The organism is Nocardia africana NBRC 100379 (assembly GCF_001612635.1).
Lineage (GTDB): Bacteria > Actinomycetota > Actinomycetes > Mycobacteriales > Mycobacteriaceae > Nocardia > Nocardia africana.
Genome location: NZ_BDAV01000006.1, coordinates 308,629 through 331,205 on the forward strand (window position 1 = coordinate 308,629; position 22,577 = coordinate 331,205).

General features: G+C 68.9%; 24 protein-coding genes. 5 read left to right on the plus strand and 19 right to left on the minus strand.

The genetic code is table 11. From position 1 onward, the window contains the following. The first annotated feature begins 129 nt into the window (after positions 1 to 129). A complete protein-coding gene (locus NA3_RS09550) occupies positions 130 to 1,128 on the plus strand; it encodes a DUF4189 domain-containing protein (RefSeq protein ID WP_062963204.1) in 999 nt (332 codons plus the stop codon). A gap of 182 nt (positions 1,129 to 1,310) precedes the next feature. Next, entirely contained in the window at positions 1,311 to 2,306 is a 996-nt protein-coding gene (locus NA3_RS36795; RefSeq protein WP_062963205.1) for a transglycosylase SLT domain-containing protein, read from the plus strand. Positions 2,307 to 2,319: 13 nt separating this feature from the next. Here NA3_RS36795 and NA3_RS09560 read toward each other — a convergent pair whose 3' ends face one another. Then, positions 2,320 to 3,360, minus strand: coding sequence for an NAD(P)-dependent alcohol dehydrogenase (locus NA3_RS09560; protein ID WP_062963206.1), 1,041 nt, complete (start codon positions 3,358 to 3,360; stop codon positions 2,320 to 2,322). 102 nt (positions 3,361 to 3,462) lie between these two features. Beyond that, entirely contained in the window at positions 3,463 to 3,882 is a 420-nt protein-coding gene (locus NA3_RS09565; RefSeq protein WP_174561063.1) for a pyridoxamine 5'-phosphate oxidase family protein, read from the minus strand. A gap of 165 nt (positions 3,883 to 4,047) precedes the next feature. Between NA3_RS09565 and NA3_RS09570 the strand changes: the two genes are divergently transcribed. Further along, positions 4,048 to 4,914, plus strand: coding sequence for a PfkB family carbohydrate kinase (locus NA3_RS09570; protein WP_062963565.1), 867 nt, complete (start codon positions 4,048 to 4,050; stop codon positions 4,912 to 4,914). A gap of 6 nt (positions 4,915 to 4,920) precedes the next feature. Here NA3_RS09570 and NA3_RS09575 read toward each other — a convergent pair whose 3' ends face one another. The 12 genes from NA3_RS09575 to NA3_RS09630 all read right to left on the minus strand — a co-directional run bounded on the left by NA3_RS09575 (position 4,921) and on the right by NA3_RS09630 (position 15,213). Continuing rightward, entirely contained in the window at positions 4,921 to 5,595 is a 675-nt protein-coding gene (locus tag NA3_RS09575; protein WP_227995328.1) for a nucleoside/nucleotide kinase family protein, read from the minus strand. A 104-nt stretch (positions 5,596 to 5,699) separates the two neighbouring features. After that, a complete protein-coding gene (locus NA3_RS09580) occupies positions 5,700 to 6,344 on the minus strand; it encodes a LutC/YkgG family protein (protein ID WP_062963207.1) in 645 nt (214 codons plus the stop codon). After that, on the minus strand, positions 6,341 to 7,828 hold the full coding sequence (locus tag NA3_RS09585) for a lactate utilization protein B (protein WP_062963208.1): 1,488 nt from the start codon (positions 7,826 to 7,828) through the stop codon (positions 6,341 to 6,343). The genes NA3_RS09580 and NA3_RS09585 overlap by 4 nt, the downstream gene beginning before the upstream one ends. Next, positions 7,825 to 8,607 carry a (Fe-S)-binding protein gene (locus NA3_RS09590; protein WP_062963209.1) on the minus strand — a complete coding sequence of 261 codons (783 nt, stop codon included), beginning with the start codon at positions 8,605 to 8,607 and terminating at the stop codon, positions 7,825 to 7,827. The genes NA3_RS09585 and NA3_RS09590 overlap by 4 nt, the downstream gene beginning before the upstream one ends. A 166-nt stretch (positions 8,608 to 8,773) precedes the next feature. After that, positions 8,774 to 9,169, minus strand: a complete 396-nt coding sequence (locus NA3_RS09595; protein ID WP_062963210.1) for a DUF779 domain-containing protein — start codon at positions 9,167 to 9,169, stop codon at positions 8,774 to 8,776. Next, positions 9,169 to 10,686 (minus strand): aldehyde dehydrogenase, encoded by a 1,518-nt coding sequence (gene adh / locus NA3_RS09600; RefSeq protein ID WP_062963211.1) that lies wholly within the window; start codon positions 10,684 to 10,686, stop codon positions 9,169 to 9,171. Before adh ends, NA3_RS09595 begins: the two co-directional genes overlap by 1 nt. A 117-nt stretch (positions 10,687 to 10,803) precedes the next feature. Continuing rightward, positions 10,804 to 12,087, minus strand: a complete 1,284-nt coding sequence (locus NA3_RS09605; RefSeq protein WP_128145135.1) for a sigma-54-dependent transcriptional regulator family protein — start codon at positions 12,085 to 12,087, stop codon at positions 10,804 to 10,806. A 147-nt stretch (positions 12,088 to 12,234) separates the two neighbouring features. Continuing rightward, on the minus strand, positions 12,235 to 12,738 hold the full coding sequence (locus tag NA3_RS09610) for a nitroreductase family deazaflavin-dependent oxidoreductase (RefSeq protein WP_063917397.1): 504 nt from the start codon (positions 12,736 to 12,738) through the stop codon (positions 12,235 to 12,237). 6 nt (positions 12,739 to 12,744) lie between these two features. Further along, complete coding sequence (msrA, locus tag NA3_RS09615) at positions 12,745 to 13,260, minus strand: peptide-methionine (S)-S-oxide reductase MsrA (RefSeq protein WP_062963213.1); 516 nt, start codon at positions 13,258 to 13,260, stop codon at positions 12,745 to 12,747. Positions 13,261 to 13,400: 140 nt separating this feature from the next. After that, positions 13,401 to 13,898 (minus strand): ATP-binding protein, encoded by a 498-nt coding sequence (locus NA3_RS09620; RefSeq protein WP_128145134.1) that lies wholly within the window; start codon positions 13,896 to 13,898, stop codon positions 13,401 to 13,403. 99 nt (positions 13,899 to 13,997) lie between these two features. After that, positions 13,998 to 14,795: an RNA polymerase sigma factor SigF gene (locus NA3_RS09625; protein WP_062963568.1), complete on the minus strand. Its 798-nt coding sequence runs from the start codon at positions 14,793 to 14,795 to the stop codon at positions 13,998 to 14,000. Further along, entirely contained in the window at positions 14,785 to 15,213 is a 429-nt protein-coding gene (locus NA3_RS09630; protein ID WP_063917439.1) for an ATP-binding protein, read from the minus strand. Before NA3_RS09630 ends, NA3_RS09625 begins: the two co-directional genes overlap by 11 nt. A gap of 233 nt (positions 15,214 to 15,446) precedes the next feature. On the opposite strand from NA3_RS09630, the gene NA3_RS09640 reads away from it, so the two are divergent. Further along, positions 15,447 to 15,815 (plus strand): STAS domain-containing protein, encoded by a 369-nt coding sequence (locus NA3_RS09640; RefSeq protein ID WP_062963217.1) that lies wholly within the window; start codon positions 15,447 to 15,449, stop codon positions 15,813 to 15,815. 36 nt (positions 15,816 to 15,851) lie between these two features. On the opposite strand, the gene NA3_RS09645 is transcribed toward NA3_RS09640, so the two are convergent. The 3 genes from NA3_RS09645 to NA3_RS09655 all read right to left on the minus strand — a co-directional run bounded on the left by NA3_RS09645 (position 15,852) and on the right by NA3_RS09655 (position 19,122). Next, a complete protein-coding gene (locus tag NA3_RS09645; protein WP_039784285.1) occupies positions 15,852 to 16,298 on the minus strand; it encodes a response regulator in 447 nt (148 codons plus the stop codon). After that, positions 16,295 to 17,833, minus strand: a complete 1,539-nt coding sequence (locus NA3_RS09650; protein ID WP_084491472.1) for a sensor histidine kinase — start codon at positions 17,831 to 17,833, stop codon at positions 16,295 to 16,297. Before NA3_RS09650 ends, NA3_RS09645 begins: the two co-directional genes overlap by 4 nt. Positions 17,834 to 17,907: 74 nt before the next feature. Continuing rightward, a complete protein-coding gene (locus NA3_RS09655) occupies positions 17,908 to 19,122 on the minus strand; it encodes a PP2C family protein-serine/threonine phosphatase (protein ID WP_062963570.1) in 1,215 nt (404 codons plus the stop codon). 727 nt (positions 19,123 to 19,849) lie between these two features. Between NA3_RS09655 and NA3_RS09665 the strand changes: the two genes are divergently transcribed. Continuing rightward, complete coding sequence (locus tag NA3_RS09665) at positions 19,850 to 20,533, plus strand: PAS and ANTAR domain-containing protein (RefSeq protein WP_227995330.1); 684 nt, start codon at positions 19,850 to 19,852, stop codon at positions 20,531 to 20,533. 16 nt (positions 20,534 to 20,549) lie between these two features. Here the strand turns inward: NA3_RS09665 and NA3_RS09670 are convergent, their stop codons facing one another. Together NA3_RS09670 and NA3_RS09675 are read right to left on the minus strand one after the other, a co-directional pair. Continuing rightward, a complete protein-coding gene (locus tag NA3_RS09670) occupies positions 20,550 to 21,581 on the minus strand; it encodes a lysophospholipid acyltransferase family protein (protein WP_227995331.1) in 1,032 nt (343 codons plus the stop codon). Next, the gene (locus NA3_RS09675) at positions 21,578 to 22,450 is read right to left on the minus strand and encodes a GNAT family N-acetyltransferase (protein WP_062963573.1); all 873 of its coding nucleotides are present in this window, start codon (positions 22,448 to 22,450) and stop codon (positions 21,578 to 21,580) included. Before NA3_RS09675 ends, NA3_RS09670 begins: the two co-directional genes overlap by 4 nt. Between the last annotated feature and the right edge of the window lie 127 nt (positions 22,451 to 22,577).

Genomic DNA, 22,577 nt, shown 5'->3' on the forward strand with positions numbered 1-22,577 from the left:
GGCAATATCGACGTCATAGGTATGCGCTACAGTGGCTCGCCGATACGATTCACAGCACGGACGGGGGCACGGTCGATGTCGACACCGACCACGACACAGCGCATTTCGACGAGCCGGGCGCGGTAGGCGATGGTCAGCGACGATCGCTCGGGTTCCCCGCAACAGCCGTCCGGCGAGCCGGGCCCGCCCCCGGCGCCGCCGACCCGGGCCTATCCCGGTGGCGTGCCGGATCCCGGCGCCCAGCCCGGGGAGGCCACCCCACAGCAGCCGGCTCCGCCCACGCAGGCCTATCCGGGACAGCCCGCCCCGCCGACGCAGGCCTACCCCGGGCAGCAGGCGCCCCCGACCCAGGCCTATCCCGGCGGGCAACCGGGCCCGCCCGGTTCCGACGATCCCACCGTGCATGCGGGACAGGGATATCCCGCCGGGGTGCCGTATCCGGGCGACCCGAATCAGCCCCCGATGTACGGGCAGGCATATCCGCCGGGCGGCTACCCCGAAGGCGGATATCCGGGCGCGCAACCGTATGCGCAGCCGTACCCCGACCCGCAGTACGGCGCGCAGCCGCCCTACCCGTATCCCGGTGCGCCGCAGTCCAATTCGGGCGGCGGCAAGGTGCTGGCGATCGTCGCGGCGGTGGTCGCGGCCGTCCTCGTGCTGGGCGCGGTCGTCGCGGTGATCGTGGTGCACAACCACAACAAGAACAGCGATACCGACGTGGCCGCCCAGCAGTCGACGACCACCCGCCCCTCGCCGACGTATTCGACCTCCACCGCACCCACCACCCGCGACACCACCCGCTACGCTCCCCCACCGCCGCCGACACCGGCCGACGTCTGGATCGCCGCGGGCTACGACGTCGACACCGGCAAGGTGACCTGGGCGCGCAGCACGATCAGCTCCGACGACGCCACCAACCAGGTCCAAACCCGTTGCCCCGGTTGCGCCCAGCCGGCGGCGTGGGCGCGCAACGCCTGTGTGGCGGTGGTCGTCGGCCAGAACAACGGCTGGGCCTCCACCTGGGGCACCACCGCGGAAGAGGCCGAATCCAAGGCCATCAGCAGCGCACAGAACAACTACGGGGTATCGGGACCGTTCAACAGATGGTCCAAATGCGCGACGGAGTGACAGCACCATCGTCGTCTGCGCGGCTGCGCCCGCACCCGCGCCGATAGCCCGGCGCACTCCCAGCGACGGGAATAGGAGAGCTCGGTCACGAACCTATGCTTCCGGCGAGCGCCTGTCGCCGGGGCGCTGCGCGAAGCCGGCGGCGACGCGGTGCCGGGCCAGGCGGTGGCGGAAGGTGGGTCATGACCGAGTCGGTGAGTTTGCCCCGGGTGACCGACGCACCGCTGGTGAACGCGGCCGTCAGCCGCCTCGAGAAGGTGCTGGAGGCGCTGCTGAACGGCCTCGGCGACGGCAATGCCAAGAAGGTCGTGATGGCGAGTCTCGCCGCGACCGACAAGCCGACGGAGACGATCACCGGCGCCATGGTCTCGGACTACGAGGACCGGCAGAAGAAGATTCGGAAGTACAACGAGGAGTGGAACTCGCTGGACACCATGATGTCCGATATCGCCGAGAATTCGGCCGGCATCGCCAACGAGACCCGGGCCGCGGTCAAACAACTCGAAACCGATATCAAGGGGATTCTCGGCAGTGTCGCCCCACACCCCAGTGTGGCTCTGCAGTTGTCCGTGATCGACAAGATCGACAAGGCGGTGGAAAACGCCGACCTCGTCGTTTCCGAGGCGCACAAGCTCCACGATGCGAACTCCACGCGGATTCCCACCCAGCCGCAAAGTAGCGGCGGCGGGGATTACGGACCCGTGCCCAGTACCTATGTGCCGCCGAACAGCAGCGGCAGCTACGACCGCCAATACACCCAGCCGGTGAGCTCGACCGGCGGCGGACCCAACCGTCACCTCAGTGATCAGGAACTCGAGTACTACATCGGAAAGGCGCTCGACCGCCTCGGCATCACCGATCCCGCCGCCAGGGCGCGGTGGACCGAGGGTTATCTGACGCTCATCAAACGGGAGTCGAGTGGCAACACCGGCTCCATCAACACCGAGGACTCCAACGCCGCCGCCGGTCACCCGTCACAGGGCCTCACCCAGACCATCCCCAGCACCTTCGAGGCGTATCACGTCGCCGGAACATCCTCCGACATCACCGATCCCGAGGCGAATATCGCGGCGAGCATGAACTACGTGATGGACCGCTATCACGTCTCGCGGGACGGTTCGAATCTGACGACGAACGTGCAACAGGCCGACGCCCGTCGTCCCGCGAAGGGCTACTAGCGGAGCCGGAAGCTCACGGCACGATGACGGCGCGGCCGCGCAGGGTGCCCGCCGCGAGCCGGCGATACGCCTCGGGCGCGTCGTCGAGTGTGAATCGTTCGACGGCGATATCGAGGACACCCTCGTGCGCGAGGTCGATCAGTTCGATCAGTTCGCTGCGCGCGCCCCAATACGGTGCGGTGGCCGTCGCCTCGTACGGGCTGACGCCGAAACCTATTCGCGCCGCGGACTTTCCGTCGCCGATACCAACGACGGTCACATCGGAATCCACACCGGCGACAGCCATCGCGATATCGATGGTCGGCTGATATCCGACGAAGTCGAGCACCAGGCTCGCCCCGCCCGCACCGGTGATCTTGCGGACGTTGTCGGCGGCCTGGGCATTCGACAACACCGCCTCGTGGGCGCCGACCGATTTCGCGAAGTCGAGCTTGTCGTCGCTGACGTCCAGTGCGACGACGCGCGCCGGGGACAGGTGGCGCAGCAACTGGATCGCCACATGGCCCAGCCCGCCGCTGCCGATGACGACGGCCCAGGAGCCGGGACGCAACTTCGACAGCGACCGTTTGATCGCGTGATAGGGGGTGAGACCGGCGTCGGTGAGCGGCACGGTCGCGACCGGATCCAGATCGCCGATCGGAACGAGGTGGCGGGGCGAATCGACGATCAAGTATTCGGCGATGGCTCCCGGCGCTCCGAGACCGGGCGGGTAGATGCCCAGCTCGGCCGCGCGGGAACAGTAGTTCTCCAGACCCTGCGCGCAGAACCAGCAGGTGCCGCAGCCCCACGGTCCGTACACCACCACGCTGGTGCCGAGATCCAGCCCGCGCACACCGTCGCCCAACGCGGCGACCGTCCCGGCGCCCTCGTGTCCGAGTGTCAGCGGCAGCGGGTAGGTGAAGGCTTCCGCGGGCAGCGACATCACGAAATCGTCGGAATGACAGACCCCGGCCGCGGTGACCTTCAGCAGCACCTCCCCCGGCCCCGGCTCGGGAGTGGGAATCTCGCGAACTTCCGGTTCGGCACCGACGGTGACGTACTGCAGAGCCTTCATAGCGCTTTTCCTCTCGGTCGAGCAGCTGGGGTCGCGAACGATCACACCGGTCCGGCAACTCACAGGCTAGTGCGTTACGCGCTGCGCTCGGCGTCCGGCGCGCTACTCCTTGGAGTAGTCGGTGCTGAGCCACCGTTCGGGGCGCATCCGGATCGCCACCGAATCCGAGCCGAGGTTCTGCTCGGCGAACGCGGCGCCCTCCTCGGGCCCCAGATAGCGCACCGCGATCGCGCGGGCGACCTCGGGAGACGCCGCGTCGATCGAGGTGACCGAGCCCTCCGCGGTGACATACCGGTACGGCGGCTGTTCCACCTGCGCGGTGATCGAGAACCGCCCGGCCGCCCGGATGAGTTTCTCCTTCACCGTCCCGGCGTCGGTCCACACCACCACCTCCCCGCCGGGCTCGTACCCGTACCAGATCGGCACCGCCAGGGGCGCTCGATCGGGCCGTTCGACAGCGATCACCCCCACGTGCAATTCGGCCAGGAACTGCTCACGTTCGGTACGAGTCATGGTCGGCATGATGGTCCTTTCGCGAGTCGGGCCTTGCGTTCGCGACAACCTGCGGCGACGCGGGTCCTATTCCGTGCAAGATCACTCGTGAGACAATCATGCCGTCTCGTCTCGCAGACGCACCGCGATGTGGACCCGGCGCGGATCCTGCCGGATCGGCGCGGAAAGGATGAGATGAGCGTCCCACTGTTCGTCGGTCTCACCACCGTGGACCTGGCCTACGCCGTCGACGCCTATCCCGCCGAGGACACCAAAACCCGTGCGCGCGACCAATTTCTGGGCGCCGGTGGGCCGGCCGCCAACGCCGCGGTGGCCTGCGCGATCCTGACCGGCGGCGCCCGGCTGCTCACCGCCGTCGGCCGGCATCCGCTCACCGCGCTGATCCGCGACGATCTGCGGACCCACGGCGTCGAACTCGTCGACACCACGCCGCGGCGCACCGAACCGCCGCCGATCTCGTCCATCGTGGTCGCGGCCGGTGCCGGGACGAGAACCATCGTCTCGCTGGACGGTTCGGGGATCGAGGCGCCGTTCGACCACGAATTCGCCGAGCTCGTCCGGGAGGCGCCGGTGGTGCTCGTCGACGGGCATCACATCGAACTTGCCCTCGGTATCGCCCGGGTGGCGCGCGACGCGGGAATTCCGGTGGTGCTCGACGGGGGCCGCTGGAAGCCGGACCATGCGCAGTTGCTGCCGCTGATCGACATCGCGATCTGCTCGGCCGCGTTCGCGCCGCCGGACGCCGAGGACGTCTTCGACCACCTGCACCGGATCGGGGTCCACGCGGTCGCCGTCACTCGCGGGCAGCAACCGATCCGCTATTCCGCCAACGGTATTCGGGGCGAGATCGCGGTGGGTGACGTCGACGGCGCGGATACGCTCGGCGCCGGGGACATCCTGCACGGCGCGTTCTGCGCGTACCACGCACGCGGCCACGACTTCACCGACGCGCTCACCCGCGCCGCCGCGGTCGCCACGCTCTCGTGCCGCTCCTTCGGCACTCGCGCATGGAGAGACCGGCTCGGCGAACCGGCCGAATGAGCAGACTCACCGACGTGGGTGGATACGGTAGCCCCCGGGGACCGCGCGCAGCACGAGATCGGCCCGGTCCGCGGTCCGTGCGATGAGACGGGCATTCGGCAGGTCGCTGCCGGCGACCATGGCCTGCGCTCGATCCGGCGATTTACCGCCGCGCAGATGCCGGCGCAGCAGGCGCTGTTCGATGACCGTTTCCTCGGCATCGAGGTACCAGACCTCGTCGAGACACCCGCGCACCTCCCGCCATCCCGGCCGATCCAGCAGAAGGTAGTTCCCTTCCACGATCGCGACCCGCTCGCCGGCGAAGGTCACCGCATCCGGAACCGGATCGTGGCGGGCTCGATCGTAGACCGGCCACGGCACCGGCACGCCGATCGCACTGTCGCGCAACCGCCGAAGCCGCGCGACGAACGACGCCACATCGAAGGTATCGGGCTGTCCTTTGCGGCCGAGCGCGCCGGAGTCCCGCAGCACCGCCGAGCTCAGATGAAATCCGTCCATCCCCGCCACCTCGGCGGGCACTCCCGACTTCCGCACCGCCTCCGCCAAACCCCGTGCCAGCGTGGACTTTCCGGCTCCCGGCGGTCCGGCGACCCCGACCAGGTACCGGTGGTCGCCCGCGTCCTCCGCCGCCCGCACGATCCGCGCCGCCAGCTCACGCGGGCCCATCACCCCGTCCGTCACGGGCACCTCCTTCGCCGCGCGGTCGATCTCCGGTCCCAGCCGACGAGCACCAGGGGCATCCCGGCCGGCGCAAGCGTCCCGCACTCTCTCGCAGTTCCGGGCTCTCACTCGACCAGGATCACGATCAACCGCCTGGGCCCGTGCACGCCCTGCACGCGGGTCATCTCGATATCCACGGTGGCCGACGGACCGCTGATCCAGGTCGTCGGCCGGCGCGGGTCGAGTCGCGGAACAACCTCCGGCAGTGCGGATTTCACCTGCTCGGCATGGACCACGCACACATGACGGTCGGGGACGAGGGTGGGCGCGCGGCGGCCCTGACCGGCGTCGCCGTCGAGGATGATCGTGCCCGATTGCGCGATCGCCGCGGCGCAGGTGGTCACGACCGCGTCGACCTCGTCCAGCTCGAGCGTCGTCAAAGGCGGATCGTCGGTCACCAGGCGGTGCTCCGAGCGGTCCGCCCACAGGGACGTCCAGATGTCCGGCAGTCCGGGTGGCGTCAGCACCACACGCGCCGCCGCGTGCCGCAGTTCCCGGTCCACGACCGTCGCGACGCCTGCCGGAGTGGTCCGAAGCACCTGTGCGCCATAGCGTTCCAGTCGCTGTTCGAACAGCTCCAGGATCGCGGCGCGATCGTCGGGGTCGACGTCCGGCGCCGTCCGCAGATAGCCGCGCGGCACGGTGACCGGCTCCCCCGGTTCGCCGATGGCCTCGCGGACGCGCCGCAGGATCGTCTCGCGCGCATTCACGACCGGGCCCCGTCCTCGTTCACGGTGCCGTGCGGCGGAAGTCCGTCGTCGTGGCGGCCGCCGTCGGTGCGCGCCCACCAGCGGCGAAAAGATTCGGCAGGGATGTCGGGTACCCGCCGGCTGTCGGTCCATCCGCCGAGCGGACCGGGCAGATGCCGCTTCGGGACCGCGACGCCGATGCGCGCCGCCGAACGCACGGCCGCGCCCCACAGCGCCGGATGGCTCATGAATCCCGCCATCGCGCCGAACGCCACCCGCTCGACTCGATGTTTCACCGCAGCTTCGCCCTCGGCCACCTGGTGACGCAGGGCCAGCAGATTCCCGGTGATATCGATGCGCACCGGACAGACGTCGTCGCAGGCCCCGCAGAGCGCCGAGGCGTACGGCAGCGAGGCGGTCTGCGGATCGTCGGCACCTTTCAGCAACGGGGTGAGGATGGCGCCGATCGGCCCCGCATACACCGAACCGTAGGCCTGTCCCCCGGTGCGCTCGTAGACCGGGCAGATATTCATGCAGGCGCCACAGCGGATGCAGCGCAACGCTTCCCGCCCGAGCTCGTCGCGCAGGACGCGGGTACGCCCGTTGTCCACCAGGACCAGGTGGAAGGCCGAGGGTCCGTCCTGTGCGGTGACACCGGTCCAGGTCGACACATACGGCGACATCCGCTCCCCGGTCGCGCTGCGGGCCAGCAACTCCAGATAGATCTCCAGGTCGCGCCAGCTCGGAATCACCTTCTCGATTCCGGCCACCGTGATGAGCGTCTCGGGCAGGGTCAGGCACATCCGCCCGTTGCCCTCCGACTCCACCATCACCACCGTTCCGCTCTCGGCGACAAGGAAATTCGCGCCGGTGATGCCGACCTTCGCGCGCAGGAACTTCTCCCGCAGATGCAGCCGCGACGCGTCGGCGAGCGCTTGCGGATCGTCGGTCAGATCATCCGGCGCGGGACGGCCGTGCTTGCCCATCTCGCGGCGGAAGATGTCGCGAATCCGGCTGCGGTCCAGATGCAGCGACGGCACCACGATATGGGAGGGCAGATCGTCACCCAGCTGCAGGATGATCTCGGCGAGATCGGTTTCGCGAGTGTCGATTCCGGCAGCGGCGAGCGCCTCGTCCAGGCCGATCTCCTCCGACAGCATGGATTTGGCCTTGACGATCTCGGTTTCCCCGGTGGCCCGGACCAATTCGGTGACGATCGCGTTGGCCTCGGCGGCGTCGGTTGCCCAATGCACCACTCCCCCGGCACCTTCCACCGCATCGGCCAATCGCTCCAGATAGGTGTCGAGACGGCGCAGCACATCGTCCTTGACCGCGGCGGCCGCGGTGCGCAGTTCCTCCCAGTCCGGACGTTCGGCCACCAGGGCGTCGCGCTTGGCGCGGATGGTGTGGGTGGCACGGTGCACAGTGGCACGCAGCTGTCCATCGGCGGTCGCGGCCCGCGCGGCCTGCGGGAACGGGGGCCAGCCCACGAAACTCTTACTCACGAGCGGGCTTCCGCGGCCACCGGCAGCCCGGGCATCGGCCCGTCGGCCCTCGTGCGCGCCAGGATTTCCACCAGGTGCAGATCGCGCACCGCGGTCGCGTCGGCGGCCAGACGCCCGCCGATATTCATCAGGCACGAATTGTCCACGGCCGTCACCACGCTCGCGCCCGTCTCGCGCACGTGTGCGGCCTTGTCGGCGTTCATCGCGCCGGAGGCGGCGGCATTCTTCACCGAGAACGTGCCACCGAATCCACAGCATTCGTCGGCCGCGGGCAATTCGACCAGCTCCAATCCGGCCACCGCCCGCAACAACCGGTACGGCCGGTCACCGATGCGCTGCACCCGCAGCGAATGACAGGTCGGATGGTAGGTCACCCGATGCGGGAAATAGGCGCCCACATCGACGACACCCAGGTCGTCGGTGAGGAATTCGGTCAGCTCCCGGATTCTGGGTACCAGCGCCTCGGCATCGCGGGCCAGCGCGGCGTCACCGACCTGCTCGGCCACCGCCCGGTAGAACTCGCCCGGCGCCGCACCACACGAGGCGGACGGGACGACGATCCGGTCGTAGTCACCGAACACCGAGACGAAATGCCGGGCCATCTTCGCGGTATCGGCCCGATAACCGGTATTGGCATGCATCTGGCCGCAACAACTCTGGGCCATGGGGAATTCGACCTCGACGCCGAGCCGGCGCAGCAAGGCCACCGCCGCCCGGCCGGTCCCCGGATACATGACGTCGTTGACGCAGGTGATGAACAATGCCGTACGCGCCGACATGCGGCCCCTCTCGTCACCGATGCCGCGGGCCGGGCACTGTTCTGGAGCGGCACCTCGATACGGATACTGGCGGACGATCCCGGCCAGAATACGCCGCACGCAGCGGTGCGAGACGGATCTGCGGGTGCGTGTGCACCCGCGGATCCGCCTCGCCGGCGGCATCGCCTCAACTCATCGCATCCGCCCCGGTGAGCGGCGGCGGCTCGGAATCGAGTTCGGCCACTTCGTCATCGGTGAGCAGGCGGGACCGGAGCAGGAACCGCACCCCCTCGGGGGCTTCGAGCGAGAACCCGCTCCCCCGCCCGGGAACGACGTCGACGGTGAGATAGGTGTGCTTCCAGTACTCGTATTGATCGGCGCTCATCCAGAACGGGGTATCGGCGCCGACCCGGCCGAGCAGCACATCCGAACCGCCCACGCGGAATTCCCCGCGCGGGAAACACATCGGTGCGCTGCCGTCGCAACAGCCACCCGACTGATGGAACATGACCGGGCCGTGCTGTCGAATCAGGTTGTCCAGCAACGACTCCGCGGCCTCGGTCAGGTCGACGCGGGTACCCATCAGAAGAAGCCGAGTTTGTTCGGTGAGTAGCTCACCAGCAGGTTCTTGGTCTGCTGGTAGTGGTCGAGCATCATGCGGTGGTTCTCGCGGCCGATGCCGGATTTCTTGTAGCCGCCGAAGGCCGCATGCGCGGGGTAGGCGTGGTAGCAGTTGGTCCATACCCGGCCGGCCTTGATGCCGCGGCCGAGGCGGTAGGCGGTGTTGCCGTCGCGGCTCCACACGCCGGCGCCGAGGCCGTAGAGGGTGTCGTTGGCGAGGGCGAGCGCTTCCTCGGTGGTGTCGAAGGTGGTCACCGCGACGACGGGGCCGAAGATCTCTTCCTGGAACACCCGCATGTCGTTGGTGCCCTTCAAGATGGTGGGCTCGACGTAGAAGCCGCCGGGCAGGCCGTCGACCTTGCGCTGGCTGCCGCCGGTGAGGACCTCGGCGCCTTCCTTGCGGCCGATGTCGATGTAGGACAGGATTTTTTCGTACTGGTCGTTGCTGGCCTGGGCGCCGATCATGGTGTCGCTGTCGAGCGGGTTGCCGCTGACGATGGCCTTGGTCCGCTCCAGGCAGCGCGCCATGAACTCGTCGTAGATCGAGGAGTGGATCAACGCGCGCGAGGGGCAGGTGCACACCTCGCCCTGGTTGAGGGCGAACATCACGAAGCCCTCGACCGCCTTGTCCAGGAACGCGTCGTCGGCGGCCATCACATCGGGCAGGAAGATGTTGGGGCTCTTGCCGCCCAGTTCCAGGGTGACGGGGATGATGTTCTCGCTGGCGTACTGCATGATCAGCCGGCCGGTGGTCGTCTCACCGGTGAAGGCGACCTTGGCCACGCGCGGGCTCGACGCGAGCGGTTTGCCGGTTTCGACACCGAAACCGTTGACCACGTTGAGAACTCCCGGCGGCAGCAGATCGGCGATCAGCTCGACGACCTTCATGATCGAGGCCGGGGTCTGCTCGGCGGGTTTGAGTACCACCGCGTTTCCGGCGGCCAGGGCCGGGGCCAGTTTCCAGGTCGCCATCAGGATCGGGAAGTTCCACGGGATGATCTGGCCGACCACGCCGAGTGGTTCGTGGAAGTGGTAGGCGATGGTGTCGGCGTCGATCTCGCTGACGCCGCCTTCCTGGGCGCGGATGGCGCCGGCGAAGTAGCGGAAGTGATCGACGGCCAAGGGCAGGTCCGCGGCCAGGGTTTCACGGACCGGTTTGCCGTTGTCCCAGGTTTCGGCGACGGCGAGCTGGTCGAGGTTGGCCTCGATCCGGTCGGCGATCTTGTTCAGGATGTTGGCGCGCTCCGCGGCCGAGGTCGCACCCCACGCATCGGCGGCGCCGTGCGCGGCATCCAACGCCAACTCCACATCCGCGGCCGAGGACCGCGCCACCTCACAGAAGGTTTCCCCGTCGACCGGCGACGGATTCTCGAAGTATCTGCCCTCGACCGGTGCCGTCCATTCGCCACCGATGAAGTTGTCGTAGCGGTCGGCGTAGGAGACGATGCTGCCTTCGGCGCCGGGCTTGGCGTAGATCATGACGGGTGCTCCTCGATGAGTCACGAAGGGTCGCATCACGACAGGGGACGTCGTGATGCAGACCACTATGGGCCGCGAGGGTTGGCACAAGGTTGAATGCGGCGGGGCGCGTCGCGATCAGCTTCGCAGGGCGCTGTGCAAGCGCGCGGCGGCCACCGCGCGGCGCGCGTCGCGAGCGGGCAGCAGCCGCAGCGCGTGTTCGTGGACCTCGATGTCACCGGGGGCTTTGGCGCCGTAGTCCAGCGCGTATTCGGCCTCGCCGGCCGACAGCACCGCGGTGCGGATGCCGACCTCGAGATATTCGCGCCATTCGACGACGCCGGGTGTCTGCGAGCCCGGCAGCAGCGGGCCGCGATACAGCCGCACGGCGGTGGCGGTGTCACCGGCGGCCAGGGCGGCGAGCATCTCGGTCGCATCGCAGGACACCGGTGTGGTCAGCCGATAGACCCGATTGCTGATATCGCCGCCGGTGGCGCGGCGCAGATGCGAGACATCGGCCTTGAGCGTGCTGGAACCGGTGGGCCGGTCGCCGTAGACCGCCAGCTGTAACCGCTCCGGTGTGTAGCCGTCGGGTTCGAGGGCGAGCAGGGTGAGGATCTCGAGCAACCGGCGGCGCAGTCGCAGCGGCCGCCCGCCCCGGGTCAGCGCGGCGCCACCGAGACATTCCAGTCGCACACCGGAGGCCGTATTCCCCACGCCGCCTTGCAGTTTCGCCTCCACCGCCGCGGTGAGCGACAGCACCGTGGACATGGCCAGCGGATGCGAGCGATCCCACGTGGTGGACAGATCCAGCACACCGAGCTGGTGGCCGTCGGCGGACCGGATCGGCGCGCAATAGCAGACCCAGCCGTGCAATGCGGCGACCAGATGTTCGGCGGAGAACACGCTGCTCGGGCGGCCGGTGTGCAACGCCAGCGACAGCGCGTTGGTGCCCATGTGGTTCTCGTCCCAGCGACCGCCGGGCGCGAAGCCGACCCGCTCGGCGCGGCGTCGCATCACCTGGCCGCCGTCGGACCAGAGAATGGTCCCCGCCTCGTCGGTGACGGCGGCGACGAAGCCGGCGTCGTGGGTGATGCTGTGCAGCTGATCGGAGAGTTCGGCGATGGGGCCGCGCAGCGGCGAATCGGCCCACGTCGACGCGACGTCGCCGGCCACCGCGGGCGCGCAGTCGGTCGCCGGATCGACGAACGCTCGCGACCGCACCCAGGACTGCGCCACGTCGGCCCGGGGCTGCGCCGTATCGCCCTCGGGGACATCGGCATCCGCGGCATCGGACGCGGTGGGACCGGATTCGAGCGAACGCACCGCCGGAAGATCGCGCGGGCTCGGAACCCAGCGGGCCCACTGCCGTTCCAGTGCCGCGCGTCGCCGCAGCAGAGCACTGTCGTGTCCTGATCGCATCCGCATCTCACCCGTCGCCGCTCGGTCCGCACCGTGCGTTCCGGCGGCGCCTGGGGCCGGGCCGCACATCGTCGGCTCGGCCCCATTGTCCAGCAGGCCGGCTCGTCGCGGGGGCGAAACCGGCCGGTGCGGCCGATCGAACCCGGCTCAGATGGGCGTCAGTTCGAACAGCCGGAACCGGCGCTCGCCCGCCAGACGCTGTTCCATGGTGTATCCGGGCCAATAGGCCACCGCGCGGGCCCATGCCTCCTCCCGTTGGGTGCCGCTCAGTTGCCGGACGCGCACCTTGATCCGCTCACCGCCACTGTGGATTTCGGCATCGGACGCCGCGGCGAGATTCGCCGACCAGGACGGATGCTCCGGCCGCCCCCAGTTGGAGCCGACCAGCAGATACCGTTCTGGCCCGTCCGGTACGTAGAGCAGCGACACCGTCCGCGGCAACCCGGATTTACGTCCGCGCACCGTGAGTTCCATCGACGGCAGACCCGCCAGATCGAGCACGCCGTGCCGGCCGCCGGTGAGCCGCCGGATGATGCGTTCCAGCACGACGACGACCGGGCCGGTGCGCATCACCCAGGGGATGCGCGCGATCGCCCGACCGAGAGCGGACAGCGGATTACCGAGACGTGAGCGACGGGTGCGATCCGGCATGACGGCCTACTGCGAGGTCGCGGCGCGCTTGGGCAGCTTCCAGCCCGGCCGGGGGAAGTGGCAGGTGTAGCCCTCGGGATAGCGCTGCAGGTAGTCCTGGTGCTCGGGTTCGGCCTCCCAGAAATCGGACGCCGGGGTCACCTCGGTGACCACCTTGCCCGGCCACAGACCGGACGCGTCCACGTCGGCGATGGTGTCGAGCGCGATCGCCTTCTGCTCGTCGTCGAGATAGAAGATCGCCGATCGATAGCTGCTGCCGATGTCGTTGCCCTGACGGTCCTTCGTCGACGGATCGTGGATCTGGAAGAAGAACTCGAGCAGCGCCCGGTAATCGGTGCGCGCGGGGTCGTACTCGATCTCCACGGCCTCGGCGTGCCCCGGATGGTTGCGGTAGGTGGGGTGATCGTTGCGCCCGCCGGTGTATCCGACGCGCGTGGAAACCACACCCGGCTGCTTGCGGATCAACTCCTGCACGCCCCAGAAGCATCCGCCTGCCAGAATCGCCTTGCGCGTGTCGGTCACGCTTCCTCCTTCGGATCGGGTCCCCGCCCCCAAGTCTCGCACCGGTACAACCTCGGTGCGGGCCCGAAAAATCCCGCCGCGGCGCGCATCGCGCCCATCTTCCTTCTTCCGCATACCCGCTCTCCCGGCGGATTAACGGCCTACCCCCGGTCGTGCCCCGCGGCCGACTCCGAAGCCGTTGGGGCCGAAGCGATTTCGGCGTGCATCGCGACGCGGGTGCCGTCGGCGCCGGTGGTGATCTCGACGTCGCGCACCAGGGCGCGCATGATCGACAATCCCCGCCCGCGCACCGGATCCGGCACCTCCGGGCGGGGTTCCCAGCTGCCGTGGTCGACGATGGTCAGATACAGGTCCGGGCCACTGATCTCGGCACGCAGCCCGACCATGCCGGTGCCGTTGCGGTAGCCGTGCTCCACGGCGTTCGTGCACGCCTCGTCCACCGCCAGCAGTAAGTCGTAGATCTGCTCCGAGCCGATTCCCCCGCGTTCGAGCCAGGCCCGCAGATCGTGGCGCACCTCGGCGATCCGGTCGGCCTGCGACGGGAAGTTCGCCTCGAAGGGTGCCACCCGTAGCGGGTGCGGCTCGCGTATCGCGGGCCCTGGGGCGGGGTCGCCCGGAGGATCTGGAAATCCGCTCATGTCCTCATTCCGATCGCAACCGATGATCTCCACTCGATGATCTCCTCGGCATCCGCGATACCCGCTTTCCCGTACGCCATGCGGCGCCGTTGTCCTACTTCAGTCGCGCAGCGCCTTCTCGCGCAACTGCTTGAGCGTCCTGGTGAGGATCCGCGACACCTGCATCTGGGAACAGCCGAGTTCCCGCGCGATCTGCTCCTGCGTCATCCCGCCGAAGAATCGCATGGTCAGCACGTACCGCTCCTTCTCGGGCAGGGCGTCGATGAGCGGCTTCACGGTCAGAGTGTCGTCGATCGCGCCGAAGGTCGGATCCACGTCACCCAGCGTGTCGAGGATCGCACTCCCCGAGCGGCTGTCGTCCTCCGAGGTCGGCGTGTCCAGCGACTGGGTCTGGTAGGCGTTGCGGGCGATCAGCGCCTGCGTCACCTCGCCCAGATCGGCGTCCATCTCCTCGGCGATCTCGCGCGCCCGCGGCATCCGGCCCAGCCGTTGCGACAGTGTCTCCACGGTCGGTCCCAGCGCGGTCTGGATCTCCTTGATCCGCCGGGGCACGCGCAGCGCCCAGGTGTGATCGCGGAAGTGGCGGCGCACCTCGCCCATCACCGTCGGCACCGCGAAGGCGAGGAACGGCGACCCCTGTGTGGGATCGAACCGGTCGACCGCCGCGACCAGGCCGACCCGGGCGATCTGCAGCAGATCCTCGAAGTTCTCCCCGCGCCCGCTGAACTTGCGCGCGATGTGCTCGGCCAGCGGCAGGCAGCGGTTGATGATCCGTTCGCGCAGCCGCTCGCGCTCCGGATCGTCCTCGGACAGGGCGGCGAGCTCGACGAACAGCGGTGCGACGTCGTCGTAGCCGTCGGGGTGGCGCGCGGTGCCGGTTCCGTTCTCAGTCGACATCTGTTCCGCCACGTGCCCAGCGGAATTCGACGACGGTCGGGTGCCCGCCCACGGCTGCGTCGTAGTCCGAACTCTCGGTCTTCACCCACTGGGTGAGGGTCGAGACGATGTGCCAGCCGAAACCGGCGGTGTCCGGGCCGCCCGCGGTCGTGGTGACGGCGGCGACGCGCACGTCCATCGTGGTATCGCTCGCGGTGAATGTGCAATCGATCACCGATCCGGCGGCCGCGTCGACGATCAGCGCGCTGACCACCTCGTCGACGGCGAGACGGATATCGGTGGCCTCGTCGATACCGAAATCGGCGACCAGAGCGATGGTTTCGGTCAGCGCCCGGACCATCATCAATTGCGCCGCATCGGCCGGTACCTGGAATCCGACCGCAGTGGTCCCCGCGTCCGGGGACACTTTCTCGACCATGCCCATTCGTTGCTCCCAAATTTCGTGCCGCGAAACGATTTCACAGCGTACGCGAGCGCCCGCCGGACGCCCTCCGATCGCGGTGACGGCCCCGGTTCGTATCGCGCCGAAACGGGTATGTTGGTCAGCGGCGAATCGTCGCCACGCCGCGGACCGCGGCGCAGATCGGAATACGCCGGAGGTATCGAAGTGGCGAAATGCGGTACGAATCGCCTCGCGCTGGGGTCGGCCCGATGAGCGGCGAGCGGGTCTCACCGCTGCTGCGCACCGAGCAGCGCACGGAAGGTTCGGCCGTGGTCGTGACCGTGGCCGGTGAGGTGGACATGAATTCCGCGCCGGAGCTGCAATCGGCCCTGGACCGGGCGCTGCAGGCCGAGCCCACCGCCGTGGTCCTGGATATGACCGAGGTCGGTTTCCTCGGGTCGGCGGGGCTGAGCGTGCTGCTGGCGACCTCCCAGTCCACCGCGACGGGAGGCCTGCGGGTGGTCGCGTCGCCGGCGGTGCGTCGCCCGATCGAGGTGACCGCGCTGGACGCGTTGCTGCGCCTGTTCCCGACCGTCGCGGACGCGCTGGCCGCGCCGGAGCAGACCACCTCGGCCTGATCCGGCGCCCGCCCGGCGCGTTCCTCGTCGCCGGGTTCATCGCTGTCGTGGCAACCGGACGACCTGAACGAAGAATTCGTCGATGTGCTTGATCGCGGCGATGAATTGATCCAGGTCGACCGGTTTGGTCACATAGGCGTTCGCGTGCAGCCGATAACTGCGCAGAATGTCCTCTTCGGCTGCCGAGGTGGTGAGTACCACCACCGGAATATGGCTGAGATCCGGATCGGATTTGATCTTTTCCAGAACTTGGCGGCCGTCGTATTTCGGCAGGTTCAGATCGAGCAGAATCAGATCGGGCCGCGGCGCCTGCGCGAATTCCCCCTGCCGGTAGAGGAAGTCGAGCGCTTCCTGACCGTCGCGGGCGACGTGCAGCGTATTGCCGATCTTGTTGTCCTCGAACGCCTCCCGGGTCATCAGCTCGTCGCCGGGGTCGTCCTCGACGAGCAGGATGTCGATGGGCTGGCTCACCGGTACGGTCATGCGTCGGCTCCTTCGGCTACGGGTTCGATCGATGCGGGCATGGCGGCGGCCTGGGTCGCCAGGGTGAAACGGAACCGGGCGCCGCCGGTGTACTCGGTGTCGATCCACAGATTTCCGCCGTGGTACTCGACGATCTTCTTGCACAGCGCCAGGCCGATGCCGGTGCCGCTGTAGTCCTCCCGGTTGTGCAGGCGCTGGAAGATCACGAAGACCTTGTCGGCGAATTCGGGCGGGATGCCGATTCCGTTGTCGGACACCGAGAATTGCCATTCGTCCAGGTGATCGCCGGGCTCGCATTCGATGCGCACCACCGGCGCGGTACCGGGGGTGTGGAATTTCACGGCGTTGCCGATGAGGTTCTGCCACAACATCGTCAGCAGCGTCGGCTGGCCGGCGACGTCGGGCAACTGCTCCGGCCGCTCGATCACCGCGCCGGAATCCTCGATCGCGCCGGACAGATTGTCCAGCGCCGAATTCAGCGTCGCGTCCAGGGCGACGATCTCGTTGCCCTCGATCACCCGGCCCACGCGCGAGAAGGTCAGCAGATCGTTGATCAGCCGCTGCATCCGCTTGGCGCCGTCGACGGCGTAGTCGATGTACTGTTTGGCCCGCTCGTCGAGCTGATCGCCGTAACGCTTCTCCAGCAGCTGACAGAACGCGGCGACCTTGCGCAGCGGCTCCTGCAGGTCGTGGGAGGCGACGTAGGCGAACTGCTCCAGTTCGGCATTCGAGCGGCGCAGCTGCACGGTCTGGCGATCCAGATCGTCGGCCTGCCGGGCGAGCAGCACCTCCTGCGCCCGCGAGGACCCCAGTTCGGAGACGATGCGCATGCGCATCTCCTCGACCGCCTCGGCGACCGTGGCCAGGTCGGCCGGCCCGTGCGCCTCGATGTGATGATCGAATTCGCCGGCCGACACCCGCCGCGACGCCTCGGTGAGATCGTCGAGCGGACGCGCGATCATCCGCCGGACCAGCACGGTCAGTGCCAGACCGGTGAGCAGGACGAGGACGACCACCGCCACCAATACACTGTCGCGCACGGTGCGCGCGTGGTCGAGGTCGCGGCGGTCCTGGGCGATCGCGGCCGCCGAGTCCGCGTTCTGCGCGGCGAACTTCTGGCGCAGCTCGTCGAACAGGGCCTTGCCGCGCGTGACCAGTGCGGTGGATTCGGCCGGCGATACCTTGCCCGCCGACCCGATCATCGGCTGGACGTATTCGGAACGCCAGTGCTGGGCGGCGGCCTCGACGGCGTCGAGATCGTCGAGCAGCGCGGTGCGGCCGGCGGCCAGCTCACGCAGGCGGCGCGCGGAGGCGGCCTCGTCGGCGAGACCCTGGTTGTAGGGCTGCATGAACTGCTCATCGGCCGAGATCGCGTAGCCGCGCAGGCCGGTTTCCTGGTTGACCAGGGCGGCCTGCAGCCGATAGGCCTCGGTCGCGGCCGGCTGGGCGCGATCGAGCAGCCGGTCTTCGATGGCGTCGGTATGGGAGATCACTTGCGCGGCGGCGATCGCACCGGCGATCACCACCACGAGCATCAGGGCGAGGACCAGCTGAAACCACGTCTGTGCGGTGAGCCGGCCGACGATGCCTTCGCGGTGTCGGACGTCGTTCACCGGACCCGCTCACCTCCGTGCCAGCGCAGATAGACGATCGCCAGATCGTCGTCGAGTCCGCCGGCGGGGGCGGCCGCGGATTCGACCTGGCCCAGCAACTCGTCGAGATACCGGGCGGGCTGGTCGGCCGACACGCCCTTCGCCATCGCCAGCAGGCCGTCCTCACCGAGCCAGTCACCCGTGCCGGTGCGCACCTCGAACAGGCCGTCGGTGAACAGCACCAGCCCGGTGCCGGCGGGCACGGTGACCTCGGTGACCGGCCAGTCCGCGTGGCCCGGTATGAAGCCCAGGGCCGGTCCGCCGGGCACTTCCAGCCATTCGGTGCCGGTCGGCGAATGCACGAGCATGCCGGGGTGACCGGCCCGGATCACCTCGACGGCGCCGCGACCCGGCGGGGCGTACAGCGTGGTGAGGGTGGCGAAGGTCTGCGGGCCGGTGCGTTCGGCGACCAGCACCTCCTCCAGCAGCTGCAGCTGACGGGGCCCGGTGATGCCGCTGAATACCAATGTGCGCCAAGCCAATCGCAGACCCACACCGATCGCGGCCTCGTCCGGGCCGTGGCCGGCCACATCGCCGATCAGCGCGTGCACCGTGCCGTCGGCCTCCTGGACGACGTCGTAGAAATCGCCGCCGAGCAGCGAATGCGCCCGTCCGGGACGATACCGGGAGACCACATCGACGATCGGGGCACCGCGCAGCAGTGGTTTGGGGAGCAGCCCGCGTTCCAGGCGGGCGTTCTCCTGGGCGCGCATGGTGCTCGCGCGCAGGGCCGCGGTGGTGCGCTCGGCCTGCTTGCGCTGGATCGCATACCGCACGGCCCGGCCGAACCACTCCGGCTCGACCCGGCCCTTGACGAGATAGTCCTGCGCACCGGCCGCCATCGCGGCCAGGCCGGTCTGTTCCTCGTCCAGGCCGGTCATCACCACGACCGCGACCTGATCGGTGTATTCCCGCAACTGCGCGAGCGCGTCCAAGCCGTGGGAATCGGGCAGGTTCAGATCGAGCAGCACACAGTCGGGCAGGCCCGCGGCCAGCCACGCACCCGCTTCGGCGAGCGAGCGCACATGTTCCAGGCGCACGCCTGGCGCGCCGTCGGCGACGAGTTCCTCGACCAGCAGGGCATCACCGGGGTCGTCCTCGACCAGCAGGATCGTCTGCCCGAGCGGGGAGGAGGTGCCCAGCGGCGTGACGCCGTCGAGGGGCGGGCGCACGGTGGAGCCGCGTCCGTCGTCTCGAACGGATGCGGAATTCGGCCCCTCGGACGAGTGGCCCGCGGAACGGCTGGATACATCGCGAAACCGCGGGGTCTGTTCCGTCACCGCGGCCGGGCGAGCCCGCGGGGTCGTGTCATCGATGCGACGAATTCGCACCTGGTCGGCCCGCAGCGCACCGGCTGCATCGGACCGCGACGAGGGAACAGCAACCGTGCCTGGGACGGCACGCTTCGACAATGCTGCCTCCGATCAACGAAGTGGCGGCCCGAGCGCACGCCGACTTGCTCAGCGGCCCGTTTTTCGACCGTGAGGCGTGCCGATCCTATCGGACCGCGACCGAATTCGCTGCGCGCACCATGGGACAGGCCACCGTCAGGACGTCGCGTCGGCACCCGCCCGAGACCGGACGAGAGGCTGGCGCACAACGCTTTTCGCTACGAGAGGCGCCCCCGCGCGGACGGCGTCTGAGGTGCGCCGAAGGCGCAATTTCGCCGTCCACACCGCGACCACCGCCGCATGCACCGCGATGACGATCAGTGATATCGAGCCGATCACCATGAGCAACGCAATCACGACTGTCCCGGTCCTCTCGAGTTGGATGTCCTGCGTACCGAGACAAAGATGCCCCGGAACCCTCATACCAAACAGATAACGGGCGCGGGGCACGTCACATCCCGTCCGACCTGGTGTAACGACCGACCACGACACAGCGGATACTGTGAAGGTGAGTACGGAACAGTCGCCACGCATCGCGCCGCTCGATCCACTGACGAGCGTGCTCGGCACCCAGCCATGCGATCGCGTCGGCTGGTTCCGATTCTGGTTCGCCGATCAGCGCTGGGAATGGTCGGACGAGGCCGCGCAGATGTACGGATATCCCAGCGCCGATACCGAACCCACCACCGAACTGCTCATGTCGCACAAGCACCCCGACGACCGGGAGGAGCTGGCGGCCAGCATCGCGGTGTCGGTGAAGACCGGCGAGCCGATCTGCGGTCAGCACCGCATCGTCGACGCCGACGGTGACACCCACGAGATCATCGTCGTCGGCGAACAGCTCACCGACGACGACGGCACGGTGGTCGGGGCCAGCGGATACTTCGTCGATCTCACCGAGACGATCGCCGACGAACGCAACGACGCGCTGTCGGAAGTGCTGCCCGAGGTGATCGAATCCCGCGCGGTGATCGAACAGGCCAAGGGGGCGCTGACGCTGGCCTACGGCATCAGTCCCGAACAGGCGTTCCGGGTGCTCAGCTGGCGTTCCCAGGAAACGAACACCAAGCTGCGGGATCTGGCCGCGCAGTTCATGCGCGAGTTCCGCCGCCTGAACGGGGAGAACACCGCCCTGCGCAGTCGTGTCGACCATATCGTCCTGACCGCCCACCGCCTGATCACGCACGACTGAGCGCCGGCCGATGCGGTCAGGAGGCCGCTTCGGCGACGACGATCTCGCGGGTCGGCCCGGTGCCGACGGCCGTGGCGTGCGCGTCGATGCGCACCTCGGTGCGGCCGCGGATGGCGCGATCACAGCGTTCGGCCAGATCGTGGCGGTCGCTGCCCGGTTCCTCGATCGGCAGCAGGACGAGTTCGGCGACGACGCCCTTGGCGCGCAGGACGCGGCGGGCCGAGTCGACGAAGGTGTCCACGCCGACGAAGCCGGGGACCGTCGACGTCTCGCCGTCGCGGTTCAGATAGCGCAGCCGGATCGGCTGTACCGGCGTGGCGGTGTCGACCGCGGCCTGGAACAACGCGGGCCGCATCCGCCCGTGGGCCCGGCCACACCAAGTGGTGCCCTCGGGGAACATGCCGACCCGCTCCCCCGCCGCCAGCCGCGCCGACATCGCCGCGATCACCTCGGGCAACTGCCGCAACCGCTCCCGATCGATCGAGATCACTCGCATGAGCCGGGCCAGCTGCCCCAGCACCGGCCACGACACCAGATCGCCGCGGGCGACGAAGCCCATCGGTGAGACCGCCGCCAACGCCAGCACATCGGCCCATCCGACGTGCCCGGCCACCACCAGCAGACCACGCCCGGAATCACCCGAAGCGCCACCGCCGCGCACCGCACCCTCGCCGGCCACACCCTCGCCGACCGCACCGCGCTCGTCCACGACTCGCAAAGCGATTCCGCAGCAGCGCAGGACGGCCCGTGCGTACCGGCGATGCAAGCCCGTCCGCCGGGCGGGCGGCGTCACCACGTTGACCACCGGAAACGCCACCAGCAACCCCACCACACCCGCGATCCGCGCCACACTCCGCACCGCGCCCGCGGTATCGGGCACGGCCACACAGCCGGCGCCGCACGGACTCGCGGGCATCCACGCGTGGACCGCCGGCGGTTCCGCCACGGGCAGAGGATCGAACGGCGTTTCCGCCGCCGCACCGACGGCCTCGGCCCTGGCCGGTTCGAAAGTGTCTGCGCCGCTTCGTAAATCGGTTGTCTCGGTCATCGTGCTCCTCCGCCCGTATCGCGGGCCCGCGCGGCATCGGCGTCCGATGCGCGGGCGTCCATGGCTCCCGCAGCGCTCTGCAGGCGTTCCAGGTAGCGGGTGTTGATGGTTTCCAGGCCGAGAAGCGCGACGAAATCCGCGACACCGAAATCCGGGTCGTGGGCCGGTTCACCGCAGATCTCGGCGCCCAGGCGCAGGTAACCGCGCAGCAGCGGGGGCAGTTTCGGCCGGGCCGGGGCGGCCAGTTCGTCGAGGCCGCGGCCGTCGACCACGACCGGCCGGTACGGGCGAACCCGGCGGGCCGGATCACCGGCGTGCTTGCTCAGCAACAGATCCCGGACCGCGGCCACGTTCGCGCCGGGCGGATCGGCGGGGGTGTCGCGCATCGGCACCGAGACGCACCCCATCACCCAGTCGTAGCCGGTGAGCTGGATGTAGTGCAGGATCCCGGCCCACATCAGCGTCAGCACCGAGCCGTTGCGATGGTCCGGAACCACACAGGCGCGGCCCATTTCGACGATCCGGCGCCCTTCGGGATCCATGGCGCTCAGATCGAATTCGGTGGCCGTGTAGTACCCGCCGGCCGCGCGCACCTTGTCCGGCGGCAGCATCCGGTAGCAGCCGACGAAGTCGCCGGACGCCTCGTCGCGGACCAGCAGATGATCGCAGTGCTCGTCGAACCGGTCGGCGTCCAAGCCCTCGGCGCTGAAGGGAATGTCGAATCCGGGTTCGCCGGCGAACACCCGGTAGCGCAGCCGCTGCGCGGCCCGGCGATGGTCGAGATCGGAGGACACAACCAGGGAGTACTGTGGCGCCGCCACCCCTGGGCCGGTCGTGCGGGTCGGGTTCAGCACGGACGATGGCGTCATGGTGTCGATGAAGCCAGGCCGATTCGGCGAGGCGGCGACGTTCGAGTGTCGAGCGAATGCCAGTCCGGTGAACGAGATCCCTGTCACACCGAACGTTCATCGCGTCGTTCCCCCGAGTTGGCCCACC

What these genes read in the sequence shown, in the direction of transcription:
- NA3_RS09550 (WP_062963204.1), top strand. Translation starts at nt 130, where the DNA reads ATGGTCAGCGACGATCGCTCGGGTTCCCCGCAACAGCCGTCCGGCGAG.
- NA3_RS36795 (WP_062963205.1), top strand. Translation starts at nt 1,311, where the DNA reads ATGACCGAGTCGGTGAGTTTGCCCCGGGTGACCGACGCACCGCTGGTG.
- NA3_RS09560 (WP_062963206.1), bottom strand. Translation starts at nt 3,360, where the DNA reads ATGAAGGCTCTGCAGTACGTCACCGTCGGTGCCGAACCGGAAGTTCGC.
- NA3_RS09565 (WP_174561063.1), bottom strand. Translation starts at nt 3,882, where the DNA reads ATGCCGACCATGACTCGTACCGAACGTGAGCAGTTCCTGGCCGAATTG.
- NA3_RS09570 (WP_062963565.1), top strand. Translation starts at nt 4,048, where the DNA reads ATGAGCGTCCCACTGTTCGTCGGTCTCACCACCGTGGACCTGGCCTAC.
- NA3_RS09590 (WP_062963209.1), bottom strand. Translation starts at nt 8,607, where the DNA reads ATGTCGGCGCGTACGGCATTGTTCATCACCTGCGTCAACGACGTCATG.
- NA3_RS09595 (WP_062963210.1), bottom strand. Translation starts at nt 9,169, where the DNA reads ATGGGTACCCGCGTCGACCTGACCGAGGCCGCGGAGTCGTTGCTGGAC.
- adh (WP_062963211.1), bottom strand. Translation starts at nt 10,686, where the DNA reads ATGATCTACGCCAAGCCCGGCGCCGAAGGCAGCATCGTCTCCTACGCC.
- NA3_RS09605 (WP_128145135.1), bottom strand. Translation starts at nt 12,087, where the DNA reads ATGCGATCAGGACACGACAGTGCTCTGCTGCGGCGACGCGCGGCACTG.
- NA3_RS09610 (WP_063917397.1), bottom strand. Translation starts at nt 12,738, where the DNA reads ATGCCGGATCGCACCCGTCGCTCACGTCTCGGTAATCCGCTGTCCGCT.
- NA3_RS09620 (WP_128145134.1), bottom strand. Translation starts at nt 13,898, where the DNA reads ATGAGCGGATTTCCAGATCCTCCGGGCGACCCCGCCCCAGGGCCCGCG.
- NA3_RS09625 (WP_062963568.1), bottom strand. Translation starts at nt 14,795, where the DNA reads ATGTCGACTGAGAACGGAACCGGCACCGCGCGCCACCCCGACGGCTAC.
- NA3_RS09630 (WP_063917439.1), bottom strand. Translation starts at nt 15,213, where the DNA reads ATGGTCGAGAAAGTGTCCCCGGACGCGGGGACCACTGCGGTCGGATTC.
- NA3_RS09640 (WP_062963217.1), top strand. Translation starts at nt 15,447, where the DNA reads ATGAGCGGCGAGCGGGTCTCACCGCTGCTGCGCACCGAGCAGCGCACG.
- NA3_RS09645 (WP_039784285.1), bottom strand. Translation starts at nt 16,298, where the DNA reads ATGACCGTACCGGTGAGCCAGCCCATCGACATCCTGCTCGTCGAGGAC.
- NA3_RS09650 (WP_084491472.1), bottom strand. Translation starts at nt 17,833, where the DNA reads ATGCTCGTGGTGGTGATCGCCGGTGCGATCGCCGCCGCGCAAGTGATC.
- NA3_RS09670 (WP_227995331.1), bottom strand. Translation starts at nt 21,581, where the DNA reads ATGACCGAGACAACCGATTTACGAAGCGGCGCAGACACTTTCGAACCG.
- NA3_RS09675 (WP_062963573.1), bottom strand. Translation starts at nt 22,450, where the DNA reads ATGACGCCATCGTCCGTGCTGAACCCGACCCGCACGACCGGCCCAGGG.